Annotated in this window: 14 protein-coding genes; 8 read left to right on the top strand and 6 right to left on the bottom strand. The window is 61.0% G+C overall.

Features of this window, described 5'->3' with window-relative positions; translation table 11 throughout:
• Positions 1–67 precede the first annotated feature (67 nt).
• The 3 genes from CKW29_RS20455 (at position 68) to CKW29_RS20445 (ending at position 6313) form a co-directional block, all read left to right on the top strand.
• Positions 68–4870, top strand: a complete 4803-nt coding sequence (locus tag CKW29_RS20455) for a hypothetical protein (protein WP_143496886.1) — start codon at positions 68–70, stop codon at positions 4868–4870.
• A gap of 117 nt (positions 4871–4987) precedes the next feature.
• Positions 4988–5452, top strand: a complete 465-nt coding sequence (locus CKW29_RS20450; protein ID WP_095148993.1) for a multidrug transporter — start codon at positions 4988–4990, stop codon at positions 5450–5452.
• 36 nt (positions 5453–5488) lie between these two features.
• Positions 5489–6313 (top strand): SDR family oxidoreductase, encoded by an 825-nt coding sequence (locus tag CKW29_RS20445; protein WP_095148992.1) that lies wholly within the window; start codon positions 5489–5491, stop codon positions 6311–6313.
• 22 nt (positions 6314–6335) lie between these two features.
• Here CKW29_RS20445 and CKW29_RS20440 read toward each other — a convergent pair whose 3' ends face one another.
• On the bottom strand, positions 6336–7223 hold the full coding sequence (locus CKW29_RS20440) for a LysR family transcriptional regulator (RefSeq protein WP_095148991.1): 888 nt from the start codon (positions 7221–7223) through the stop codon (positions 6336–6338).
• A 109-nt stretch (positions 7224–7332) separates the two neighbouring features.
• Between CKW29_RS20440 and CKW29_RS20435 the strand changes: the two genes are divergently transcribed.
• Together CKW29_RS20435 and CKW29_RS20430 are read left to right on the top strand one after the other, a co-directional pair.
• Positions 7333–8712, top strand: coding sequence for an MFS transporter (locus CKW29_RS20435; RefSeq protein ID WP_095148990.1), 1380 nt, complete (start codon positions 7333–7335; stop codon positions 8710–8712).
• Positions 8709–9107, top strand: a complete 399-nt coding sequence (locus CKW29_RS20430; RefSeq protein WP_095148989.1) for a DUF4440 domain-containing protein — start codon at positions 8709–8711, stop codon at positions 9105–9107. The genes CKW29_RS20435 and CKW29_RS20430 overlap by 4 nt, the downstream gene beginning before the upstream one ends.
• 179 nt (positions 9108–9286) lie before the next feature.
• Here CKW29_RS20430 and CKW29_RS20425 read toward each other — a convergent pair whose 3' ends face one another.
• The 4 genes from CKW29_RS20425 to CKW29_RS20410 are packed head-to-tail and all read right to left on the bottom strand — an operon-like array spanning position 9287 to position 14056.
• Positions 9287–10147 (bottom strand): HlyD family secretion protein, encoded by an 861-nt coding sequence (locus CKW29_RS20425; protein ID WP_095148988.1) that lies wholly within the window; start codon positions 10145–10147, stop codon positions 9287–9289.
• A 10-nt stretch (positions 10148–10157) separates the two neighbouring features.
• A complete protein-coding gene (locus tag CKW29_RS20420) occupies positions 10158–10358 on the bottom strand; it encodes a DUF1656 domain-containing protein (protein WP_095077709.1) in 201 nt (66 codons plus the stop codon).
• A complete protein-coding gene (locus CKW29_RS20415; RefSeq protein ID WP_095148987.1) occupies positions 10348–12534 on the bottom strand; it encodes an FUSC family protein in 2187 nt (728 codons plus the stop codon). Before CKW29_RS20415 ends, CKW29_RS20420 begins: the two co-directional genes overlap by 11 nt.
• 10 nt (positions 12535–12544) lie before the next feature.
• Positions 12545–14056, bottom strand: a complete 1512-nt coding sequence (locus CKW29_RS20410; RefSeq protein ID WP_095148986.1) for an efflux transporter outer membrane subunit — start codon at positions 14054–14056, stop codon at positions 12545–12547.
• 193 nt (positions 14057–14249) lie between these two features.
• On the opposite strand from CKW29_RS20410, the gene CKW29_RS20405 reads away from it, so the two are divergent.
• Positions 14250–15218 (top strand): LysR family transcriptional regulator, encoded by a 969-nt coding sequence (locus tag CKW29_RS20405; protein ID WP_095144926.1) that lies wholly within the window; start codon positions 14250–14252, stop codon positions 15216–15218.
• Positions 15219–15554: 336 nt separating this feature from the next.
• Positions 15555–16529, top strand: a complete 975-nt coding sequence (locus CKW29_RS20400; RefSeq protein WP_095144927.1) for a D-glycerate dehydrogenase — start codon at positions 15555–15557, stop codon at positions 16527–16529.
• Positions 16530–16650: 121 nt separating this feature from the next.
• Here the strand turns inward: CKW29_RS20400 and CKW29_RS20395 are convergent, their stop codons facing one another.
• Positions 16651–17553 (bottom strand): DMT family transporter, encoded by a 903-nt coding sequence (locus CKW29_RS20395; protein WP_095148985.1) that lies wholly within the window; start codon positions 17551–17553, stop codon positions 16651–16653.
• Between the two features lie 136 nt (positions 17554–17689).
• On the opposite strand from CKW29_RS20395, the gene CKW29_RS20390 reads away from it, so the two are divergent.
• Positions 17690–18565, top strand: a complete 876-nt coding sequence (locus CKW29_RS20390) for a helix-turn-helix domain-containing protein (RefSeq protein WP_095144929.1) — start codon at positions 17690–17692, stop codon at positions 18563–18565.
• The last annotated feature ends 73 nt before the right edge of the window (positions 18566–18638 follow it).

Below are 18638 nucleotides of genomic sequence, written 5' to 3'. Positions count from 1 at the left end.
AAGAGGTTAAAAGTCGCTTTAGGACAAACCCGGGCGATGGCCCTGGGTAACATGGAGCGCGAATAACATGATTGACGACAATAACGACGAGTATTCCACGCTGCTTAATCCTGGACCTCGTATCAGCTTTCCTGGAGAAATTCCCACTACCGGTTTTCATGTCAATGCACAGACGCCGTCTGGAATCCAAGGTGCCAGCTCATGGAGGCTCCAGGTCTGGGGCAGCTCCGATCCTCACTACTGGCATGGCAGCGGTGATCGAATTAGTTTCTGGATTGCTCCAGGAGACATTAAACCTGGGCAATTTCGAATGAGATGTGACTATCGATTCCAGGGATTCTGGAGCAATTGGACTGAAACACCATGGCTTACTATGCCGTTGGCAAAGCCGACCATTTCGTCGCCCGCGAAAAATTCGGTGATCTGGAACAAGCGTCCAGCGGTGTCGGGCACAGGGGTACCAGGGGCACAAGTCCAACTCTATCAGGCAGGTGTTGGCACAGTATTGCTTGGACAGACTTCGGTGCAGAATAACGGCCACTGGCGCATCCCCGAGCTGCGGGTGGATCTGTGGATGGCCGATCCATTTAACTTCACTGCACGACAGAGCAAAGATAACCGTTGGTCCGACTGGGCCGACACGGTCCCTACCGCCGTGCTGTTCAAACCCGTTATAGGATCTATCTCGGTCAACGCGATGAAACCGACCATTAGCGGATCGGGGGGATTAGCCGACGCCAGACTTGAAATCTGGCTGTCAGGAGGCAGCGGCGGTGTTCAGTTGTTCACGGATGTGAAAAGGGATGGCACCTGGACGGTTACCTCCCTCATTGCGTGGCCCGTCAAAGAATACTTTATTACTGCAAAACAGATTGGGAAGGCCAGCGGAAAATCGTCAGACTGGGCAGATGTTAAAACGTTTAATGTGAAACCGCCCAAGCCGGCGATCTCTCCTCCCCCCAACCCGGCCGCAGCAAAACAGGTACTGACCATTACCGGCGTTTATACCGGCACAGTCACTCTGAAGATGCTCAATAAGGCGGGCGCTAATGTAGCCGGCAACTTCAGCACCACCGGGACTACCCGCACCTTCACGCCGACGGAGAACTGGGCGCCAGGCACCAACACGGTCAAGGTTGTGCAAACCGTGAACGGCGTGGCGTCCGACCCGAGCGAGCTGTGTACGTTTACCGCGAAACCACCCAAGCCTTCGATCTCTCGACCACCCAATCTGGCCGGACCAAGACAGGGATTGATTATTACCGGCGTTATTACCGGCACGGTCACCCTGAGAGTACTCACTGAGGCGGACGCGAATGTAGCCGGCGACTTCAGCATCGGCGGAACTACCCGCGGCTTCACGCCGACGGCAAACTGGGTACCGGGCACCAACACAATCAAGGTTGTCCAGACCGTGGGCGGTGTGGCGTCCGACCCAAGCGAGTTGTGTACGTTTACCGCGAAACCACCGAAACCTGTGATCACTCCACCACCCAATCCGGCCGCAGCAAAACAGGTGTTGACCATTACCGGCGTTTCTTCCGGCACCGTCACCCTGAAGATGCTCAATGAGATGGGCGCTGATGTAGTCGGCAACTTCAGCACTGCGGGGACTACCCGCACCTTCACGCCGACTGCGAACTGGGCACCGCCCATCAACATGGTCAAGGTTGTGCAAACCGTGAACGGCGTGGCGTCCGATCCAAGCGAGTTATGCACATTTGTAGCATTACTGCCCAATCCGGTAATCGACAAACCTGCATACGAGGAGCTCACAGGCCCTACGCCGACCGCTACGGGTACCGGGCTCGTCGGAGCAACGGTGACATTAAAGGTCGGAGAGGATGAGGTGTTATCCACGGGCGTGCAGACCGACGGCAGCTGGACGGGGGTCACCACCCCCCTGCCCCCAGGGGTATGCAGAATGTATGCCGTTCAGACCCTGAACGGGCATTCATCCGGGGCGGACGCGGTGGTGCGCCACTTCAGGGTTCAACCGCCCAAGCCGGCGATCTCCTCTCCACCCAACCCGGCCACAGCGCAACAGGAACTGACCATCACCGGTGTTCATTCCGGCGCTGTCACCCTGGTGATGTTCAATAAGAACAGCTTCCAGATACCCGGCAACTTCAGCGGCACGGGGACTACCCGCACCTTCACCCCGACTGCAAACTGGGCGACAGGCACCAACACAGTCAAGGTTGTGCAATACGCAGGCGGCGTGCCGTCCGACCCAAGCGAGCTGTGTACGTTTGCGGTAAAACCACCCAAACCGGCGATCACCCCACCACCGAACCCGACCGCAGCAAATCAGATACTGACCATTACCGGCGTTTATTCTGGCACCGTCACCTTGGATATGTTCAATGAGGCGAGCGACAAGGTCCTTGGCACTTTCAGCGCCACCGGGACTACCCGCACCTTCACCCCGACTGAGGAATGGGCACCAGGCACCAACACGGTCAAGGTTGTGCAAACCGTAGGCGGAGTGGCGTCCGACCCAAGCGAGCTGTGTACGTTTGCGGTAAAACCACCCAAACCGGCGATCACCCCACCACCCAACCCGACCGCAGCAAATCAGATACTGACCATTACCGGCGTTTCTTCCGGCACCGTCACCCTGGAGATGTTCAATGCGGCGAGTGCCAAGATCCCCGGCACCTTCAGCACCACCGGGACTACCCGCACCTTCACCCCGACTGAGGAATGGGCACCAGGCACCAACACGGTCAAGGTTGTGCAAACCGTGAACGGCATGCCGTCCGACCCAAGCGTGCCGTGTACGTTTGCAGTGAAACCAGCGAAACCCGCGATCACTCAACCATCCCACCCGGCCGAACCAAACCAGGCACTGACCATTACCGGCGTCTCTTCCAGCACCGTCACCTTGGAAATGTTCAATGAGGCGGACACCAAGGTCCCCGGAAACTTCAGCGGCACCGGGACTACCCGCACCTTCACCCCTACAGAGGAATGGGCACCAGGCACCAACACGGTCAAGGTTGTGCAAACCGTGAACGGCGTGGCGTCCGATCCAAGCGAGGAATGCACCTTCACCGTCGAGCAAGAGGATAAACCCGAAGCGCCCCAATTCGAACGGCCGCAGGCCTATACCCGAACCTCGACGCGTCCGACTATCAGAGTGAAAGGTCTGCCCCTGGCGCAGATTACCGTACGGCTTGAGGATTCAGTCGAGACGTTGCATTCAGGTCCTGCGGATGCTGAGGGGATTCTGGAGTTCACCGTCGTGACGCCTTTGGCTCCCGGCTCGAATGACCTTGAGGTCAAACAGAAGAGTGGTGGACCCGAGTCCGACTGGAGTGGGGTCCATACGTTCATCGTAAAAGAACCGCCGAAAACACCCGTGATCATAACGCCAGAAAATCACGACGATATCTCACGAAGACCTTTGATCACAGGCAGTGGTGAAACTCGAGGTCAGATTCAGCTGCGCCATGAGGATGAGCCAGAGGAAGTGTTTGCCACCATCACGGGCGTGCAGAGGTGGCGCTGGGGCGCCACGGAGCGATGGAACCTTGGTACGTACACCATTCAAGCCAGGCAGACAGACGACGGTGACCATTCTGAATGGACGGAGCCCCGTACGTTTAACGTAGTCGATTCCCGTTACGGGGTCGGCGACGCCGGCCCGGTACTCGGCCAGCCCGTGGTGGGCACAGAGCAGAGCGTGCTGTTGCGGGTTCAGATCAGGTCGGGCGACACCGGTGAAGTGGCCGAAGGTGTGAAGGTTGAGTGGCGCATCAGAGGGGAGCAGGACGTCATTGCGACAACCGAGACCGACCCGCAGGGTTGGACCCGTTATCTCTATACGCCTGACACCGCCGGCAAACACGAAGTCCTGGCAGATATCACCAGCGCTAACCAGGGCGTGCTCATGACGCAGCTCTTCGAGGTGACCGCCTTGTCGCACGATGCCTGGGCGCAGCAGGCTGAGGTTTATCTGGACGGTGAGCGGGTTGATTTGGCCAAGGGCGATCTCGTTTTGTTAAGGGGCAAACCCCATGAGCTGGAACTCAGGGTCAACAGGGACAGCCCGTTGATTGGCTCCAGTGTCACGCTGCATGACCTGTGGGGCGCGGCGGAATTGGACCTGAAGTGTGTTCCGGACTTGGGAACACCACAGCCGGTAGAGGAAGGGAAACCCGTACGTTGGTCGATTTTTTCCGAAGCGCAGGACAGCGGCTTTTTCGGGTTGAATCTGACCAGCCCTGCACTGCCGGACTGGCAGTTGCCGGGACGGGTGGAATCTGGAGACTTCGCTGAAGCCTTGGACGTTGATTTTGATGGGTTCCCCAAGGTGTTCGGAGGCGATCCGGCGTATCCCTGCCTCGGTGCTACGCATACCTTTACTGTGCGGCCTAAAAGCGACAGTCCATTGCTCGGCAAGCACGTGACCCTGGAATTGACCCAGGAAGCCGCGGATCTCGGGGTCATTGTGAGCCCTGGGCCGGACGCTCCTCAAAAGATAGGGGCAGATGGAGTCAGTTGGACGCTGGATTGCGTCAGCAGCAGCAAAAATGGCGACTTTGCAGTGCGGTTAAAGGTACAGGAGTGGGACTTCAGCTCTTCAGAGCTGCCGATGTCTCTGGGGCATAACAAAGTGGAAATAACTGAAAAGTTTGGACCTCAGGAGTGGGGAGGATCGGCCAGTTACTGGCGGTATGGTATTCGTGCAACGTCCACCTTTACTGGGCAGCCAGCAGCGCGTGTACCGGTAACGGTCCTGCCTCAAGATGTCCCTCCGATCGAAATGGTGACTGCAGGCAATGGTTGGTGTTACATCCAATATTACTCAGAGGCACCCAAGCAATTGAGAATCCTCAACCGGTATGACGGAAGTACCGCCTGATAAGCGCTACTGCTCTGAAACAATCAACGCCCTTTTCGCAAGAAAAGGGCGTTTTTTTATGGCCAATATCGATTGCGCGTGGGTAGGATGACCATCCCCTACTCGAGGTTTCGCGCCATGTTCATCGGCGTTCTGCTGGTCATTACCTGGCTGGTCCTGCTGCTGCGCTACCCGGCCAAGGCCATGCCGGTGTCGTTGGCGGCGGCGCTCGGGCTGGGCATGGTGGCCGCCTGGGTGGTATGGCTGGACAACCGCGAGGCCCAACAACTGGCGCGCCTGGAGTTGCGTATCACCTATGCACCGGAGCACTGCCCGGCGGATCGCCCGCTGCAGCTGAAAATGAACAACGGCAACGATGTGCCGCTGACCGAACTGCGCTGGCGGATCGCCGCTTATGCGCCGGGCGATACGGTCAATCTGGCCGATAACCAATACACCGCGCCACGCTACCGAGGCCCAGGCGAATTGCAGGCCGGCGCGAGCTGGGAAGACTGTTTACCGATGCCACCGCTGCGTCCCGGCTATCGCCCGCAAACCCTGGAGTTTCGCGCCGAGCGTTTGCAAGGTAGTTTCTCCGACTGATTTCCCCAATTCCTCTCGCTGCACAAGGACCGCGCCATGCCCGTTGCGTTGATTACCGGTTGTTCCAGCGGCATTGGCCGCGCCCTGGCCGATGCCTTCAAGGCGGCCGGTTTCGAGGTCTGGGCCAGTGCGCGCAAGACCGAGGACGTGGTGACACTGGCGGCGGCCGGCTTCACCGCCGTGCAACTGGACGTCAACGACGGTGCGGCTCTCGAACAGTTGAGCGAGCGCATCAACCAGCAGCATGGCGGCCTCGATGTGCTGATCAACAATGCCGGTTATGGCGCTATGGGGCCGTTGCTCGATGGTGGGGTGCCGGCCCTGCAACGCCAGTTCGAAACCAACGTATTCGCCGTGGTCGGCGTGACCCGGGCGCTGTTCCCGGTGCTGCGCCGCAGCAAAGGCCTGGTGGTGAACATCGGCAGTGTGTCCGGCGTGCTGGTGACGCCGTTCGCGGGCGCCTACTGCGCCTCCAAGGCCGCGGTGCATGCCTTGAGCGATGCCCTGCGTATGGAGTTGGCGCCGTTCGGCATTCGGGTGATGGAAGTTCAACCTGGCGCCATCGCGTCCAGCTTCGCCAGGAACGCCGGGCATGAAGCCGAACAGCTGATCAGCGAGCAATCGCCGTGGTGGCCGCTGCGCGAAGGCATCCGTGCCCGGGCCAGGGCGTCCCAAGACCACCCGACACCAACTGCCGAGTTCGCTGCCGGACTGATCAAGGCCGCGCAGCAGAACACACCGCCGCGCTTGCTGCGCCTGGGCAATGGCAGCCGGGCACTGCCGCTGCTCGCGGGGTTGCTGCCCAAGGGCTTGCTGGAGTCGGGGTTGATGAAGCGCTTTGGCTTGCGTGAACAGCTCTGAGGCCGCGAAAGCGCCAGGTTGTTCAACCCACTTGCCGGCCCTTCATGAAATCAATGAACGCCCGCACCTTGAGTGGCAAATGCCGGGTATCCGGATATAACGCGTAGACCCCTTGCCGGGTGAAGTGATGATCTGGCAGCAACCGCGTCAGGCGCCCGCCATCGAGGTCGTCCTGAATCAACCACTGCGGCAGGATGGCCACGCCATGCCCGGACAGGGCGAACGCGCGCAAGGTGGCGGCGCTGTCGGTCACTATCGTGGTGTTATCGGGCCCCGGCAGGTACAGCCGCTCACTACCCGAGGCATCCGTCACGCTCAGCTCCGTCACCCGCGCATGCCCCAACATGGGGAGCCGCTCCAGATCCGCCAGCGTCACGACTTCGGCATGCCGGGCAATCAGCGCCGGCGCTGCCACGGCGAAAATCTCGAAGGTCGAGAGCTGCACCGCCCTCAGGTTGGAGTCGAGCATGCGCCCCAGGCGAATGGCCAGGTCAAAGCGCTCGGAGATCAGGTCGGCGTGTGTCGATGACGTGGACAAGTGGACATTCAGGTCAGGGTGCAAGGCAGCAAACGCCTGCAACGCCGGCACCACCTTGGCCAAGGCGTATTCGACCGTGGTGGTCAGGCGCAGGGTGCCCTTGAGCTGAGTGTGCTCCGAGCGGGCCTCTTCAATGGCCAGTTGCGCTTCATCAAGGGTGCGCAGGCAGCGCTGATAAAACCGCTCGCCGGCATCGGTCAACGCCAATTGGCGGGTGTTGCGCGTCAGTAAGGTGACGCCCAGCTCAGACTCCAGGCGCTTGAGGTTGAAACTGACCACCGCGCGGGTCTGGCCCAGCAAGTCTGCCGCGGCCGTCAACGATCCGGCTTCGACCACGGCCTTGAAGGTGTCGAAACGGTCCAGGCTGACCATAGTGCAGTGATCCTTTGTCAAAATATTTTTGACAAACTAACAGCCGGGACGACGTTTTTCCAACCCGATGAACGCTCTACTCTGCGCCTCTGTCTACCCGGAGGCTGCCATGGCCTATCGCTCGAAAATCACCCTTGTGTACCTGCTGGGCTTTGCCCTCGACCTGCTGAACATGTTCGCCAGCAACATCGCTCTTCCGAACATCGCCCTGGAGCTGCACGCCTCGGTCACGCAACTGGCGTGGATCAGTAACGCCTACATGCTCGGTTTGACCTTGATCATTCCACTGAGTGTGTGGCTGGCGGCCAGGGTCGGTGAGCGACGCTTGATCCTCGGTTCACTGATGGTGTTCGGCAGCGCTTCGTGGCTGGCGGCGCAGGCGGCTTCGATCGAGGCGCTGATCGGTTGGCGACTGCTGCAAGGACTCGGCGGCGGGTTGCTGATCCCGGTGGGTCAAGCCCTCGCCTATCGACACTGTCCGGTCGCCGAGCGCAGTCACCTGACCGCCATGGTGATGCTGGTCGCCCTGTTGGTGCCGGCACTGTCGCCTGCGGCAGGCGGGCTGGTGGTGCAGACACTGTCCTGGCGCTGGATCTACTACGCCAACCTACCGCTGGCGTTGCTGACGTTGGCGCTCGCGATCTTTTGGCTGAGAACCGACGAGCCATTACCGCAGCGCACCACGCTGGACGGTCGAGGTCTAGTGTTGGGTGCTACGACCATCAACCTGTTGCTGGTTGCATTGAGCCTGTTGAGCGAAAGCGAACAGCGCATTGCGGGCTTGGGGATGTTGGGACTCAGTACCGTGCTGGGATGGCTGTATGTACGTGATGGCTGGAGAAAACCAGCGCCACTCCTAGACCTGCAACTGCTCAAAGGCCAGTGGTTGCGTGTAGCGATGGTGGTCTACCTGTTTGTCCCTGGCGTATTCATTGGCACCAGCCTGATCGCTGTGCTGTATTTGCACGACCGTGGATTCAGCCCCGCAATGACCGGGGCGCTCATGCTGCCTTGGGCCGTGGCATCGGGACTTGCCATCACCCTGGGCAAGCGTGTGTTCCAGCGCCTGGGACCTAAACCTTTGCTGGTCGGCGGCATGGTGCTGCAAGGGTTGGGCATCGCCTTGCTAGCCCTGATCGAAGGCCCCGGGGGGGTGTTGCCGATCCTTGCCTATGCCCTGATGGGTCTGGGCGGCAGCCTGTGCAGCAGCACGGCACAAACCCTGGCCTTTCTCGACACTCGCGCCTCGCACATGGGCCATGCCAGCGCCCTGTGGAACATCAATCGACAGCTGAGCTTCTGTCTCGGCGCAGCGTTCCTGAGTTCCGTGCTCAGCGTGCTTGGCCCCTTCTCACCCGCTGCGTTCGCCCTGTGCTTTCTGCTCGCCGCAATCCTGACGCTACTGCCCTTGCCCGCGGTCCTGCACCTGGACACAACAGCCTTGCTGGCTCACCTTACCCCTCAATCTGCCAAGGAGAAAAACCCATGAAGGACTACCGCGAATACTTCAATGAAGTGATCCAGACCCACATCGATATCGAGCAATGGTTCAGCGGCACAGGCAATAGAGAGGTGCTGACACGCCTGTTGACACGCTTTTCACCGCAGTTCTCGATGATCGTGCCCAATGGCAATGCCCTGGATGCCCCGGCCTTGAACCAGCTGTTCGATACACTCGGCGGCGCTCGCCCGGGCCTGCGCATCAGCCTGAGCGAACTGAGGGGAATCGACCAACACCCAGGCGGTGCCACGGTCAGCTACCGCGAACGGCAATCCGATGATCGTGGTGTGCTGACCGATCGCCGGGCGACGGCGGTGATTGAGAAGGGGCCGTCAGGTGACATGCTATGGCGGCATTTGCATGAGACGTATTGCCAGGCTTGAGCAAGATTGCTTTTGTGGCGAGGGAGCCTGCTCCCGTCGGCCGATCCGCGTTCGGACAACGCCATCGTAAATCTCAATCTCCGCACTGCCTGACGATAGTGTGATGCAGCTATTTTGGGGATGCTACGCCCCCCAGCGGGAGCCAGCTCCCTCGCCACAATATGCCTCTGTCGCTAAGGCTATTGTGGCGGTTGTTTCACCACCACCGTACAGGTAATCCCCGCTGCCAGCAGCACACCTTCCGGCACGTGATCGATGTGAATCCGCACCGGCACCCGTTGGGCCAGGCGCACCCAGTTGAAGGTCGGGTTCACATCCGCGATCAGCTCGCGGCTTTCAGGGTTATCCCGGTCGTAGATGCCGCGCGAAACACTCTCCACATGCCCCTTGAGCACTTCGCCGCTCATCAACTGCATGTCGGCCTGATCGCCCACCCGCACCCGGGGCAGTTTGGTTTCTTCGAAGAAGCCGTAGACCCAGAACGAATTCATGTCAACCACGGCCATTTTCGCTTCACCGATACGCGCGTAGTCACCGCGATGGACGTTGAGGTTGGTGACATAACCGTCCACGGCCGCCAGCACCTGGGTGCGCTTGAGGTTCAGTTGCGCCGCCTCGAGTTGCGCCTGGGCGTGTTGGTAATCGGCCAGGGCCGAGTCGGCAATGTTGCTGGCGTCGTCACGGTTTTCCCGGGAGATCACCAGGTTGTCTAGATCGGCGCGGCGGTGTGCATTGACCTTGCGCATCTCCCAGGTGGCCTTGCGTGACGCCACCAGCGACTGCGCCTGCTTGACCGCGATCAGGTAGTGCTCGGGGTCGATCTGCATCAGCACATCGCCCTTCTTGACCTGTTGGTTGTCGCGCACCGGCACATCGACCACTTCACCGCTGACGTCGGCGGCCACGTTGATGATGTCCGCGCGTACCCGCCCATCGCGGGTCCAGGGAGTGTTCATGTAATGCACCCAGAGGGTCCGGCCGATCCACATCGCGAGGGCCAGCACCAACAAGGTCGCGAGCAGACTGAAGAGTTTTTTCATCGAAACGGTCTCACTGGTAGACAGTCAGCGCCAGGGCGCCGAACAGGCAAATGAACAGGCTCAGGCGCAACAGGGCCGGGTGCCAGAAGAAGCGATACAGATCGAACCCGGACAAAAACCGATCCAGCGCCCAAGCCAATGCGGCGGCGATGAAAAACATCAGGGTCATGGTCGGCATGTACACGCCGTGGAAGGCGATTTCACGAGGCATGGTCAGGTCCTTGCGGGGCGGCCAGGGCCGCCAGTGGCGATTGCGGGTCAAGCAACGAAGTACGGATGAAATGCAGGTAACTCTTCACCCGGCGCAAGGCCGAGGTATCGAAGTGCGGGGCGAACGGTTCGTCGGTGGCCTGCACCCGGCTGATGGCGTGGTCGACGGCAATCAGTGCACGCTCCAGATTGCTGTGGCCCGGTTGCAGAAACAGCCGCACCAACGCCCGCCCCATAACGCGGATTGCCTGGCGCCAGGGCTGGGACTCGGCATACGCCGGGTGCACCGGCAAGATCGCCTGCTCCTTGCGCAACTCGATGATCGCGTGACCGACCTCCAGCACCACGAACATCCAGCGCAACAAGTGGCGCTGGACCTGAGGTTGCCCGACTGCCAGGCCATAGGCCTGGTGCAACAGGTCCCGGGTGCTGCTTTCAAACCCCGACGCCAGCCCCTTGAGCTTGCCGCTGATGGCATACACCACCTGAGCGCGCAGATCCTGCTCCAGCCGTCGCCACAACCAGCGACTGTTGGGTGGCAGGATGATCGCCCCGGCCGCCGCACACACCAGCATGCCCATGACCATGGCGATGTAGTCGTTGATAAAGGTGTAGGGGTTGTAGACCGTCAGGTTATCGGGCACCGAACCAGTGCTGAAAAAGATCAGCAAGCCCAGGCCCACACCGGCGTATTGCGGCCGCGAAGAGAGGAACGAACCGAGTACGATCACCGGTGCCAACATCACGCAGAGCAATGGAAAACCGTCGATCCAGGGGAAGATGAAAAACATCTCGACGAAGCCGATCAGCGCACCGAGCAACGTCCCGCACGCCATCTGAAAGGCCATGCGCTTGGGGTTGGGTGTGGCGGCCGAGAGGCCGACCGTGGCGGCCGCGATCAAGGTCATGGTGGCGCCGCTCGGCCAGGCGGTGGCGACCCAGTAACTGCCCAGCACAATCAGAATGAACGAGGCACGAAGCCCCGACGCGGCCGAGGCCAGCCAGTTGGTTTTCGGGGTGAAGGGTTCGTCCCATTGCTCGCGTTCGTGGCTGTGATCGGCCAACGAGGCGTGGGTCTGTGCATAACTGTGCAGCTCGTCGACGAAGCGATAGAGCAATTCGTACGCGGTGTGGAAATCCAACAGATCGGCGTCGCTGGGCACACCTTCCTGAAAGCTGGCTCGCAGGCTGCGCACTCGCGCCGGCAGGCCCTCCTTGTAGGCCGCCAGTTGGCTCGCCAGGCGCGCTGCATCGGCATGGGTCAGTGCCCGGCCGGAGAAGCCGTCGAGCAACTCGGCCAGGTCCTGCAACCCCGGCTTGATGGCCGCCACCACATGATCGGCGGCGCTGCCGCGCAGGCGCTCAAGCAACCGGTGCAACGCATTGAAGCGAGTGGTGATACCCATGAATTCGCTGTTCAGACGACTGAGCCGGCCGTTGCGTCGGCGCATGTGCGGGTCTTCGAATACGGTCACGCTGCGCAGGCCTTCCAGGCCCACGGCTTCGGCAATGAAGCCGACATTGCGGCTCTCGAAGGTCTCGCTCTGGCTACGCCCCCGCAGGCCATCAGTGACGAACAGCGCAAACACGCCGAAGCGTTGGTACAAGGCGTTGCGCATGGCGGCGCTGGCGGTTTGCGGGAGGATCGCGGCGCTGACCAGGGTGGCGCAGAGAATCCCCAGGGAGATTTCCAGCACCCGCCAGACGGCGGCCATGAACGCCCCGTCCGGGTGCGCCAACGCCGGCAGGCCGACCATTGCCGCCGTGTAGCCGGCCAGCACAAAGCCGTAGGCACGGAAGTTGCGATAACGCGCGGCACCGGCCGAGCAGATCCCCACCCAGATCGCCAATGCGCCGAGAAACAGTTCGGTGTTTTGCGCGAACAAAGCAATCAACGCGACCATTACCGCGGACCCCGTCAGCGTGCCGAGGAAGCGGTAAAAACTTTTGGCGAACACCTGGCCGCTCTGCGGCTGCATGACGATGAACACGGTGATCATCGCCGTACGCGGTTGCGGCAACTCCAGGCGCATGGCCAGCCAGAGAGTCAGGAAGGCGGCGATCAGTACCTTGAAGATATAGACCCAGGTCACGCCGTCACTGCGTGCCCATTCATAAAAACCACGGCGCCACTCAAGGGAATGCAGCCAGCGCAGCGGTGCAGGCAAGGAAGTCATGATGTCCTGTTCAGTGATCGAGAGCAGAGAGAATGGCCGGAGTACTCGGTGCCTGGACTTTGCCATCGGCCGGCACATCGTGGCCGGCACCCAACCCGCCTCCCAGTGCGGTGACCAGTTCGGCGTGGGCACTCAAGCGCGCCGCCTGGACCTGTTGCTGCACCTGCTGCTGTTTGAACAACAGCGTCTGGGCGTTGAGCACGTTGAGGTAATCGGTAAGGCCACGCTGAAAAGCGACCATGGCGATGTCGTAGGTTTTCTGCGCAGCCGCCACCGACTCGGTCGCGAACTCCTGCTGCTTGTCCATGGACTCACGGCGGATCAATTGGTCGGAGATGCTTTTGAGCGCATTGACCAGGGTCTGGTTGTAGTGGGCCACGGCCATGTCATAGCCCGCCGAGGCTTCCCCCAGTTGCGAGCGCAACCGGCCGCCATCGAAGATCGGCAAGGAGATGGCCGGCCCTACGTTGTAGTTGAGCTTCTTGCCGGTCAAGAACTCCAGCGCCCCGCCGCCGGTGGCCATGTAGCCAAGGCTGCCGACCAGATCGACGTTGGGGTAGAAGCCGGCGTGCGCCACATCGATACCGCGCGCCTGGGCCGCCACCTGCCAGCGGCTGGCGACCACATCAGGGCGCTGGCCAAGCAATTGCGCCGGCAGGGCCGAGGGCAGCTTCAATGCCGTAGCCAGCGAAAGGCTTGGCCGGTGCAGGCGCGCGCCCTCCCCCGGCCCCTTGCCCGCGAGCGCGGCGAGCTGGTTGCGGGCCAGGGCGATTTCCTCGTCCAGTGCATCCAGTTGCCGGTGGGTTTCTGGCAGCGGGGTTTGCGCCTGGCTGACTTCGAAGTGGGTGCCGATGCCACCGTCCAGGCGCTTTTGCGCCAGGTCCAGAATCTGCTGTTGCTGGGCGAGGGTCGCAGCGACGATGTCGCGCTGGGCGTAATGCAGCGACAGTTGGATGTAGGCACGAACGACATTGTTCTGCAGTTCGAGTTGCGCCATGCGCGCCTGCGCGGCAGTCATGTGGGCCATGTCCACTGCGCGCTCGCTGGCATTGCTTTCCCGTCCCCACAGGTCCAGCGCATAACTGAAACCCAGCGCGGCGTTGTTGTCCCAGGTGGTGGTGTTGGCCAGCTCACCCGGACCGTAGAACTGATCGGTAGGCCAGTTGTGGCGCTTGAGGGTTGCGTCACCATTGATCTGCAACGACTCGGCAGACTCGACCACCCCGGCCATGGCCCGGGCCTGACGCACGCGCGCCACCGCCATGGCGATGCTTGGGCTACCCTGTACGGCAAGCTTGACCCAGGCGTTCAACTGAGGATCGCCATAGGCTTGCCACCACTGCGCGGTGGGCCAGTGGGCGTCCTTGGCCGCACGTTGAATGGCCTCGTCGGTGGCCAATGTATTGGCATCGAGTGCCTTGCCTTGTGGGGCAATACCTCCGGTTGCGATGCAGCCGCTGATTGCTAACGATAAAGCCCAAACACTGAGAGCCTTCAACTCTCTGCTGATGCGACGCGGCACTGCTGCAAATTCCTGAGGAGGGGGAGATTTCCAATCGGCGCAATTCTAGGGGGGGCCCTGTGCGGCGATAAGCCGGGAATCCTGTGAATCTTTGTTACCGTTAACGAGATAATCCGTTGGCGGCCTCCTTAAGTCGCCTGTAAAAAAGCTGCAACTTCGTGTAACAATTTGCCATCGCCCCCGAGAGCTCCCCATGGACACTTTGCAAAACATGCGCGCCTTCAGCTGCGTCGCCGAAGCCGGTAGCTTTACTGCCGCCGCCGTGCAGCTTGATACCACGACAGCCAACGTCTCGCGCGCGGTCTCCAATCTGGAAGCCCACCTGCAAACCCGCTTGCTCAATCGCACGACCCGCCGCATCGCCCTGACCGAAGCCGGTAAACGCTACCTGCTGCGCTGCGAGCAGATCCTGGCCTATGTCGAGGAAGCCGAAGCCGAGGCCAGCGACGCCCATGCCCGCCCGGCCGGGCAACTGAAAGTGCACACCATGACCGGGATCGGTCAGCACTTTGTCATCGATGCGATCGCCCGCTATCGCAAGACCCATCCCGATGTCACGTTCGACCTGACCCTGGCCAACCGCGTCCCGGACTTGCTGGACGAGGGCTACGACGTCTCCATCGTGCTGGCCAGTGAACTGCCGGACTCCGGCTTCGTCTCGCAACGCCTGGGGATCACCTACAGCATCGTCTGTGCCTCGCCGGCCTATGTGAAAGCCAACGGCTGTGCACAGAAACCCAGCGACCTGCTGAACCATGCCTGCCTGCGCCTGGTCAGTCCGGTGATTCCGCTGGAGAAGTGGTTGTTCGACGGCCCTGAAGGCCAGGAGATGGTCACCATCAACAGCTCGCCCTTCCTGGTGAACTCGGCCGATGCCATGAAAACCGCAATCATCAGCGGCATGGGCGTCGGCGTGCTGCCGGTCTATGCCGCCATCGAAGGCCTGCGCAACGGCACTCTGGTGCGGGTCATGCCCAACTACCGCTCGCAAGAACTGAACCTCTACGCCATTTACCCTTCACGCCAGTACCTGGATGCGAAGATCAAGACCTGGGTCGAATACCTGCGCGGCTCGCTGCCGGAGATCCTGGCGGCCCACCAGTCGGAGCTGGCCGCCTATGAATTGAGTGGCAGCCTGGGTGGGGTTCGCGTCGCGAACTGAATGCGATCCAGTATGGCGAGGGGCATTCGCCAATGCCCAGCAGTGAAAGAGATGAGGTCGCACTTACTAGGAGCCGCCGGTCGACGCTCGAGTGCTCGCGATGAACTCAAGAGCAACGCGTTCAATCAGAAAACGCGCGTTATCGTTAACGTCCATCGCGAGCGCGCTCGCTCCTACGCGGGTCGGCGTTCACTTAACTGACTGGCATTAGGGCAAGCCCCCTCGCCACACATTCGGTGTTCAGCCTGATGAGCATCAGGTTGATGCCCTCGCACTCCCCCCGTTCAAGATGTTAGCTTGCTTGGCATTCTCCTCCGCCTGACGAGCTTTCCTGCGATGAAAAAGACCGTTCTTGCCTTCAGCCGTATCTCGCCCGATATGGTCGAGTTCCTGCAACACGACTTCAATGTGATCGTGCCCAACCCCAAGCAGGGCGACATCAGCGCACAGTTCAATGAAGCCTTGCCCCACGCCCACGGCTTGATCGGCGTCGGTCGCAAGCTCGGTCGTGCCCAACTGGAAAACGCCGGCCAACTGGAAGTGGTGTCCAGTGTGTCGGTCGGCTACGACAACTATGACCTGGCCTACTTCAACGAACGCGGGATCATGCTCACCAACACCCCGGACGTGCTGACCGAAAGCACCGCCGACCTGGCGTTCGCCCTGCTGATGAGCAGCGCCCGGCGTGTCGCCGAACTGGATGCCTGGACCAAGTCCGGACAATGGCAAGCCAGCGTCGGTGCCCCACTATTTGGGTGCGACGTGCACGGCAAGACCCTGGGCATTGTCGGCATGGGCAACATCGGTGCCGCCATTGCCAGGCGCGGTCGCCTGGGCTTCAACATGCCGATCCTGTACAGCGGCAACAGCCGTAAAAGCGCGCTTGAACACGAACTGGGCGCGCAGTTTCGCAGCCTTGACCAACTGCTGGCCGAAGCCGACTTCGTTTGCCTGGTGGTGCCACTGAGTGAAAAAACCAGACACCTGATCAGCCACCGCGAACTGGCGTTGATGAAATCCAGTGCCATCCTGGTGAACATCTCCCGTGGCCCGGTCGTCGATGAAACCGCACTGATCGAGGCCTTGCAAAACCATCGGATCCGCGGCGCGGGGCTGGATGTCTACGAGAAGGAGCCACTGGCCGAGTCGCCGTTGTTCCAGCTCAAGAACGCCGTGACCTTGCCCCATATCGGCTCGGCCACCCATGAAACCCGCGACGCCATGGCCAACCGCGCCTTGACCAACTTGCGCAGCGCGCTGTTGGGCGAGCGACCGCAGGACCTGGTCAACCCACAGGTGTGGAAGGGCTGAAACCTGGCGACGCATTCCACTGCCACGAAGTCTGGATGGGACTGGGCGCGTAGTTATCGAATATAGGTTTCCCGCACTGATATACCTGACATTGGACAACGATAACTGACCGCGTCCAGCCTCATGCCAATCGGGTAGTCACCGGATTGACCTTTGTCCCGGGTTTACGGAACACCAACACGTTCCCCAGCATCACCAGTACCAGCCCTGCCAAAGCGGGGGCCGTCCACTGATAGCCCTCGACGAAGGCCGACACATTCAGCGCCACCACTGGAAACAGCACCGTACAATACGCCGCACGTTCCGGCCCCATGCGCCCGACCAGGGTCAGGTACGCCGTGAAGCCGATGACCGACCCAGGAATGACCAGGTACAACAACGAACCGATGTAACGGGCATTCCATTCCATATCGAAAGGGATGCCTTTGACCAGGCAATACATCGACAGCATCGCCGCGCCATAGGCCATCCCCCAGGCGTTGGTCGTCAGAGGCTTGAGACCAGCTTTCTGTTGCAGGCTCGACAGCAGGTTGCCGGCCGAAAAACACAGGGTACCCAGCAATGCCAGGCCAAGCCCCAGCAGGGTTTGCGGGCTGGCCGTGTGACCGACCACCTCAGGCCAGAACAGCAAGCCCAGCCCGCACAGGCCCAGCGCCCCGCCCATCAGGACATTACGGGCAATTTTCTGGCCGAAGAACAGCCGTGAATTCAATGCATTCCACAGCGTAGCCGTGGAAAACACAACGGCGACCAGGCCACTGGGAATCCACTGGCTGGCACTGAGAAAACACATGAAGTTAATGCAGAACAGGCACAAGCCCTGAGCCACGCAGATCAGGTGCCCACGCCGATTCATCACCTGCAGCTTGCGACTCAGCAGGAGCATCACGAACAACACCAGCGCCGCCAGGCCGAAGCGGTAGACAATGGACACTGCAATGGCCACCTCCCCCAATTGCAGTTTCAAGGCAATCCAGGTGGTGCCCCAGATCAGCACGGTCAGCAGGTAGAGCGAGAGGTTCATGACGGTAACTCCTGAAGATGGCCTTCAGTCTGTCGTCCTGGACCGCAGCGTGTTTGCATAAACTTGCGCTTTTGTTGGCGGATGGGCTGGCACGGCAAGGCCTTCGGAGTAGGATGCAGGCGTTGGAGAACCGATCATGCCCGCACTGGAAACCCTGCAAGTCTTTCAAGCCCTCAACCGCTCGCCCAATGCTCGTCTGGAGCACAGCGCCGAGCTCGGTGACGGCATGGCTGCAGCCCTGTGGAGCAATCATCATGACGCCCAGGACTATGAAGCGCCGGGACACCACACCCTCTCTTGCTACATTGCCGGCGGCACCGGGACCTTTCGCCGTGAACAACCCGGCATCAAGGGCGGCCCGGGCAAACTCTGCATACTGCCCGCCGAGCATCAATCGGCCTGGGTGATCAATGGTGAAATCCGCCTGGCACACCTGTACTTCAGTCCCGAACACTTCGCCCTCGGCTGCATCACCTTGCTCGACCGCGAACCTCGCGCGCTGCAACTGCAGGAAAGCACTTTCCTGGACGATGCACAGCAGGCCGGGCGCTTCCGCCAGTTGATTGCGTTGAACTGGAATGAGCCTGGCGAACGTCTACTGACCAGCAGCCTCGCCCACGAACTGCTCAGCCATACCCTGCTCAATCAGGTTGGCCTGCGCCAGGGCGTGCGCCTCAAGGGGGGATTGGCCGCGCACCAACGCCGGCAACTGGTCGAGTACATCGACAGCCAAGTGGCCGAGCCCATCAGCCTGGGTCAGTTAGCGGGGATGTGCGCACTGTCGGAATACCACTTCGCGCGAATGTTCCGCGAGAGCTTCGGCCTGCCGCCTCATCAATACCTGTTGGCCCGCCGCCTGGCCCATGCCCGGCAGCTGCTGCGCAGTACCCGGCAGCCGCTGGGCGAGATTGCACTGGCCTGTGGATTTGCCAGCGCCAGCCATTTCACCCACCGCTTTCGCCAGGCCATGCATGGAACACCTGGCGAGTACCGCCAGGCGTTCTTGCGCTGATCCGCTCCCGGAGCTCTGTTGCCTCATCTCGGGGCACCGCCTGCGATTCAGAGGGCGCGGTGATCATCAAGGG

Source organism: Pseudomonas sp. Irchel s3a18, assembly GCF_900187535.1.
GTDB lineage: Bacteria > Pseudomonadota > Gammaproteobacteria > Pseudomonadales > Pseudomonadaceae > Aquipseudomonas.
The sequence above is the reverse complement of the archived record's forward strand: the minus strand, read 5'-3'. Positions and strand labels throughout refer to the sequence as shown.